This window comes from Pseudomonas sp. NPDC089534 (assembly GCF_044749305.1).
Taxonomy (GTDB): domain Bacteria; phylum Pseudomonadota; class Gammaproteobacteria; order Pseudomonadales; family Pseudomonadaceae; genus Aquipseudomonas; species Aquipseudomonas ekonensis.
Map to the genome: position 1 here is coordinate 31,534 of NZ_JBIVHR010000062.1, position 6,263 is coordinate 37,796.

A 6,263-nucleotide genomic window follows, 5' to 3' on the forward strand; every position below is an offset into this window, starting at 1 on the left:
GGTGCGTCTGACAGGCCGCCATCGCGAGCAAGCTCGCTCCCACAGTGTCCGTGGGGTGTACGGGTTCTGCGTTCAGCCGCGATACCTGTGGGAGCCAGCCTGCTGGCGATGACGCCAGCCCAGGCACCGCCGGGCAAGATCCAAAACGTCTCAGCGGATTCCCGCCAACAGTGTCCGCGCTGTCTGCCGGAGCGGCTCGTCACCCTCCTTGAGCAGTTCGTTGAGCAACGCAATCGCACTGTCGATGTCACCGTCGTCGATGCAGGTCTGGGCCTGCTCCAGTTTTCCTGCGCCGGCCGCCGGCGGCTCCAACGGCTGCAGGTCGAGCGACAGGTCGGGATCGCCGAATTCCTTGAGGAAATCTTCGTCCAGCGTCTGATCCTGCGGTTCGGTGATCCACTCCAGCTCTGCGGTTTCAGGGTCGACGTCCTGCGGCAACACCTTCAGGCCGTCGCCGAGCGTGGACATCTCAGGTGAAGCGGGAGCATCGGCTGGCCGCTCTTCGTTCAGGTCCCAGCTCGAATCCATCGACAGCTCCCCAAGGTTCAGCTCGAAATCATCTTCAGTCACGGCCGCCGGGGGTTGGGTGACGACCGGTGCTGCGGCCACCACGGGCGCCGGAGCTGCGACAGGGGCCAGTTTCGGACAACGGCTGCGGATCGCCTGCAACGTCGTCTGCGCCACACCCAATCCGCGCAGATGCGCTTCCTGTTCACCGTAGGCGACGCCATCGCCCTGCCGCCCCATCACCTCAAGCAGTTGCAGGCCGAGGTCGGTGCGTTCCGGCTCCTTGTTCAGCGCGTCACGCAGCAGGCCGGCGGCCTCCTCCAGCCGCCCGTAAGCCAGATAGATGCCCACCGCCTCCAGCACTTCGCCCGAGCCGGACTCGTCACGGTGTTCGGTGGCGGCCTGGACGGCTGCGGGACGGGAACCCCGTGCCTCGTCGATCCGGGGCTCATCGCGCACCGGCACGGCCGGCTGCGCTGTTGCGGGCGTTGCTTTATGCCTGCGCCGGCGGAACGCAAGCAGGCCGGCCACCAGCCCTCCCAGCAAGATGAACAAGCCGCCGAGCAGCGGCCAATCGAGGGCGCCCTCCTGGGGCTCGGCCGGCGCTGCGACCGGGGCCGGCACCGGCACGGCCGGCGGTGGAGGCGGTGCCTGCTGAAGCTCCGCCAGGCGGGTCTGCAGGTCGCTGACCTGTTTCTTGCCGTCCGCGAGCTGGACATCCTGCGCCTGAAGCCTTGCGTTCAGCTCATCAAGGGACTTCTGCAGTTGCTGGTTCTGCAGCACGCTGGCCGCCAACTGCTCGGCCAGCGCATCGTTGGCGGGAGCGGCCGGCGGCGCCGGCACAGGGGCCGCGACGGGGGCATTCTGCACGCCAGGCGCAGGCGCCTCGGGCATGGGGAATTCCGAACCTTGGGCGCGCACGTCAGGCTCGTCGGTGGCCGGCACGATGCCCGGCGAGCCCGGCGGGTCGATCAGCACCGTGTATTCGCGCAGCAGTCGGCCGTTGGGCTGGTTGACCTGCACCAGGAAATTCAGGAAAGGCTCGTTGACCGGCTTGGCGGACGTCACCCGGATCAGGTTGCGATTGCCCCGCAGGATCGGCGTGAACTTGAGGTCATTGAGAAAGAACACCCGTTCGACCCCGGCCCGGCTGAACTCGTCCGCCGTGGCCAGGCTGACCGAGAGATCGCCCTGGCTGAGCCCGCCGACGTCCAGCAAGGCGATGTCGGCCTTGAACGGCTGATCGAGGGCCGAATGCACGGTGATGTCACCGAGCCCCAGCGCCAAGGAGGCGGTTGACCAGACAAGAACGCCGGCCACCACCAGCGGGCGGGCGCAACGCAGTACCACGTGCCGACTTCCGAGCATGAGCATCCCTTTTATAAGCAAAACCGACTTCTATGCGTTCGCACATCCGGTACGAACACGATATTGCCCAGTAGTTCTTATAGTCTGCCCAGCGCGATCCCTCAAAAAACCGGCACGCGGTTTTGCCTCAGGATTTTTCCAGGTTGCCCAAAATGTGCGCGTGAACCCGCATGCAGACCTTCAGGTCCGCGTCATCCACACCCTCGAACAGTTCGTGGCGCAGTTGCGTGGCGATGGTTTCGATCTGATCGATCAACGGCCGGGCCGGAGGGCACAGCACGATCTTTTTCGCCCGGCGGTCTTCCATCACGGATTGGCGTTGCACCAGTCCCTGGCTTTCCAGGCTGTCGAGCAGGCGGGCCAGGGTCGGCCCTTCGACGCCGACGCTCTGCGCCAGCTCGCGCTGGGTCGGCGCCTCGTCGAAGCGCGCCAGGTGCAGCAGCACCAGCCAGCGCGCCTGGGACAGGCCCATGCCGGCCAGCCGGCGATCCAGTTCGGCACGCCACCCACGGGACATCTGCGCCAGTTGCATGCCAAAGCGGTGTTGATCGGTTAACGGCATAAAACACTCATGGTTAGACTGAAGAAATAGAAAAAAACTAATTATTAGTCAGCTAAGCATGACATTTGGCTATAGGCAAGAGGATGTCTTGCACTGAATCGTTACATCAAAGCAACGGGTCGTGTAAGCCCAGGCTCACATCTCGAATTCCGACTGCAACGCCGCGCGCACGCAATACAGCACGCCCTCCGGCACCCGGCTGCCGAACAGCTCCGCCACCTCGGCCACCGACGGCAGTTCGCCTTCGCCGTCGAGGAAGGCGTCGTGGACTTCGCCCATCAGGTCTTCCGGCAAGTCGAGCGCCTGCTCCAACGACAACTGCTGCTGACCGATGGCCTCGGCCAGCATGCTGTAGACGTTCTTTTCCGAGCACTGCAATTGCCCGGCGATCTGCAATGGCGTCATGCCGGCGCGGGCCAGGGTGATCAGCTCGTGCCGCACGTCGGCCACGGCCTTCGGCGTTTCGGCCTCGCCGCCGAGCACTTCGAGGAAGGCCTCGCCGTAACGCTCCAGCTTGCGGGCGCCGACGCCGCTGACCCGGGCCATTTCCGCCAGCGTGGTCGGCTGGCTGCGCAGCATTTCCACCAGCGTCGAATCGGGGAAGATGACGTAAGGCGGCACGCCGTGCTCCTGGGCCAGTTTGCGCCGCAGGGTGCGCAGGGCTTCCCACTGCTCGCGCTCTTCGGCACGCACCAGTTGGCTGGCCGGGCTCTTGCTGAGGCCCTTGGCGCTGACCTGCGGCTTGAGGTCGCGGCGCAGCTCCAGGGTCACCTCGCCCTTGAGCAGCGGCCGGCAGGTGTCGCTCAGGCGCAGGCCGCCGTAGCCTTCGTGGTCGACGTCGGCCAGCCCGCGGGCCACCAACTGACGGTACAGCGAACGCCATTCGCCCTCGCTCAAGGCCTTGCCGACGCCGTACACCGACAGGTGCTGATGGCCGAAGCTGCGCACCTTTTCGTTGTCCTTGCCCAGCAGCACATCCACCAGGTGGCCGACGCCGTAGCGCTGACCGGTGCGGTAGATCGCCGACAGCGCCTGACGCGCAGGTTCGGTGGCGTCCCAGGTCTGCACGCCGTCGACGCAGTTGTCGCAATGGCCGCAAGGCTCGGGCATGTCTTCGTCGAAATAGGCCAGCAGCGCCTGACGGCGGCAGCGGGTCTCTTCGCAGAGCGAGAGCATGGCATCGAGCTTGTGCTGCTCAAGGCGTTTGTGGCGCTCGTCGCCCTCGGAGTTCTGCAGCATCTGCTTGAGCATCACCACGTCTTGCAGGCCGTAGGCCATCCAGGCATCCGCCGGCAAGCCGTCACGGCCGCCGCGCCCGGTTTCCTGGTAGTACGCCTCAAGGGACTTGGGCAGGTCCAGGTGGGCGACGAAGCGCACGTTGGGCTTGTCGATGCCCATGCCGAACGCCACGGTGGCGACCATGATCAGGCCTTCCTCGTTGAGGAAGCGCTGCTGATGGTACGCGCGCAGGTCGTTGGGCAGGCCGGCGTGGTACGGCAGCGCCGGGAACCCCTGCTCGGTGAGGAACGCCGCGACCTCCTCGACCTTCTTGCGCGAGAGGCAGTAAACGATGCCGGCATCGCCGCGCCGCTCGCCGAGGAACGCCAGCAACTGCTTGCGCGGCTGCTCCTTGGGCACGATGCGGTAGAAGATGTTCGGCCGGTCGAAGCTCGACAGGAAGCGTTCGGCGTTCTGCAGGTGCAGGCGGGTGACGATTTCCTCGCGGGTGCGCTTGTCGGCGGTGGCGGTCAGGGCGATGCGCGGCACGTGGGGGAACATTTCCGCCAACTGCCCCAGCTGCAGGTATTCCGGGCGGAAGTCATGGCCCCATTGCGACACGCAGTGGGCTTCGTCGATGGCGAACAGGGCGATGTCCAGGCCTTGCAGGAAGCTCAGCATGCGCGGCTGCACCAGGCGTTCGGGGGCCAGGTAGAGCATCTTCACTTCGCCGCGGCGGATCCGCGCCGCCAGGTCGCGCTGCTGCTCGGCGCTCAGCGTGGAGTTCAGCGCGGCGGCGGCCACGCCGAGCTCCTCAAGGGTGGCGACCTGGTCGTCCATCAGCGCGATCAGCGGCGACACCACCACCGCCAGGCCCTCGCGCAGCAGCGCCGGCACCTGGAAGCACAGGGACTTGCCGCCGCCGGTGGGCATCAGGACCAGGGCGTCGCCGCCGCTGGCCACGCGCTCAATGATCGCACCCTGGCGGCCACGGAAACTGTCGTAGCCGAAGATGTCCTTGAGGACGCGCTGAGCCTGTTCGAGCATAGAAACTCCAAAAATCACCGAAACATCCCTGCACAGGCTGGTTCAGGGCAGCCGGGGCTGCTTAAACAAAACGTAAGGGCGCATTGCATGATCGTCGTCATGCCGGCAGGGATCGCAAAGCGCGGCAGTATACCCGAGCGTTCCCCTGCGCAGGGCGCCGCTGAGAAGACTGTGTCGACCTGGACCGCGAAGAACCTGTGGGAGCCACTCGCTTGACCTGCCATGCGGTGCCCTCCCTGACGTCATCGCCAGCAGGCTGGCTCCCACAGGGTGCCTGGCTGGATGCAGAAGTTCGGGAGCGGCCCGGACATTGCGGGCAAATCTGCCGTGCGGCTGGCTTGAGGGCTCAAGAAGGCCTAGAATTCCCGCATTGTTTATTCCCCCAAGGTAGCCCCGTAATGTCCTTCGCCGAGCAATTAACCCGCCTGCAAGTCTTCCTCGACGCCGACGAGCTGCATGAAGAGGCGCTGGACTACGTGGCCGCCCACGGTTACCTCACCGCCCTGTCGATCTGCGCGGACGTGGTGCCGGACCGTGAATGGATCGACGCGCTGTTCGCCGAAGAGCCGCACTACACCAGCGACGCCCAGCGCGAAGAGATCGAAGCCACGCTGATCGGCCTCAAGGCCCACATCGCCCGCCAACTGGCCTCCGACGAGGAGTTCGAGCTGCCGTGCGACCTGGACCTGGGCGACGAGCCGGACGACTCCGAGCTGCGCGGCTGGTGCATCGGCTTCATGGAAGGCGTGTTCCTGCGAGAAGAGGCCTGGTTCGAGACCGCCGAAGACGAAGTCAGCGAAATGCTCCTGCCGATCATGGTCGGTTCGGGCCTGTTCGACGAGCAGCCAGAGTTCGAGGACATCGCCAAGGACGCCAACCTGATGGACGACATGATCGTGCAGATCCCGGAAGCCCTGACCGCGCTGTACCTGCTGTGCCAGGCGCCGGACGAAAAACCGGCGATCCTCAAGCCTCGCCACCACTGAGTTCCCGCCTATGGACAACCCCATAGGCAACCGTCCCCTGATGCTGCGCTATCTCCTGCTGGCCGTCGGCTGGCTCAGCGTGGCATTGGGGGTGATCGGGATTTTCCTGCCCGTCCTGCCCACCACCCCGTTCCTGCTGCTCGCGGCGGCCTGCTTCGCGCGCAGCTCCGAGCGTTTCTACCGCTGGCTGGTGGAGCACCCGAAGCTCGGGCCGTGGATTCGTGATTACCTCGACGGCAACGGCATTCCGCTCAAGGGCAAGGTCTATGCGATCGGGCTGATGTGGGCGAGCATTCTGTTTTCCTGCTATCTGGTGCCACTGCCTTGGGCACGGGGATTCATGCTCACCAGCGCAACGCTGGTGACGGTCTACATCCTGCGGCAGAAGACCCTGAAAAAAACATGACCTGTGGAGAGGGAGCTTGCTCCCTCTCCACAGGTCATGACCACCGGTCGGAAACCCGCCCTCCCCTGTCAGATCTGACAGTAGCCACTGCCCCCACCCCGGCTTCAAATGACTCCGTCGCCCACCCGCACCGGAGTCACCGCCATGCTCATCCAGCCCCTGCGCACCG

5 protein-coding genes are annotated in these 6,263 nt (G+C 65.4%); 2 read left to right on the forward strand and 3 right to left on the reverse strand.

Features of this window, described 5'->3' with window-relative positions:
- Positions 1-150: 150 nt before the first annotated feature.
- The 3 genes from ACIP0B_RS18895 to recQ form a co-directional block, all read right to left on the reverse strand.
- Positions 151-1,875 (reverse strand): FimV/HubP family polar landmark protein, encoded by a 1,725-nt coding sequence (locus tag ACIP0B_RS18895; protein WP_400834891.1) that lies wholly within the window; start codon positions 1,873-1,875, stop codon positions 151-153.
- A 127-nt stretch (positions 1,876-2,002) separates the two neighbouring features.
- Positions 2,003-2,437, reverse strand: coding sequence for a MarR family transcriptional regulator (locus ACIP0B_RS18900; RefSeq protein ID WP_085577876.1), 435 nt, complete (start codon positions 2,435-2,437; stop codon positions 2,003-2,005).
- A gap of 135 nt (positions 2,438-2,572) precedes the next feature.
- Positions 2,573-4,702 carry a DNA helicase RecQ gene (recQ, locus tag ACIP0B_RS18905; protein WP_400834895.1) on the reverse strand — a complete coding sequence of 710 codons (2,130 nt, stop codon included), beginning with the start codon at positions 4,700-4,702 and terminating at the stop codon, positions 2,573-2,575.
- Between the two features lie 398 nt (positions 4,703-5,100).
- Here recQ and ACIP0B_RS18910 point away from each other — a divergent pair, with 398 nt between their 5' ends.
- Entirely contained in the window at positions 5,101-5,688 is a 588-nt protein-coding gene (locus tag ACIP0B_RS18910; RefSeq protein WP_400834898.1) for a UPF0149 family protein, read from the forward strand.
- 10 nt (positions 5,689-5,698) lie between these two features.
- Positions 5,699-6,094 carry a YbaN family protein gene (locus ACIP0B_RS18915; protein WP_400834901.1) on the forward strand — a complete coding sequence of 132 codons (396 nt, stop codon included), beginning with the start codon at positions 5,699-5,701 and terminating at the stop codon, positions 6,092-6,094.
- Positions 6,095-6,263 lie beyond the last annotated feature (169 nt).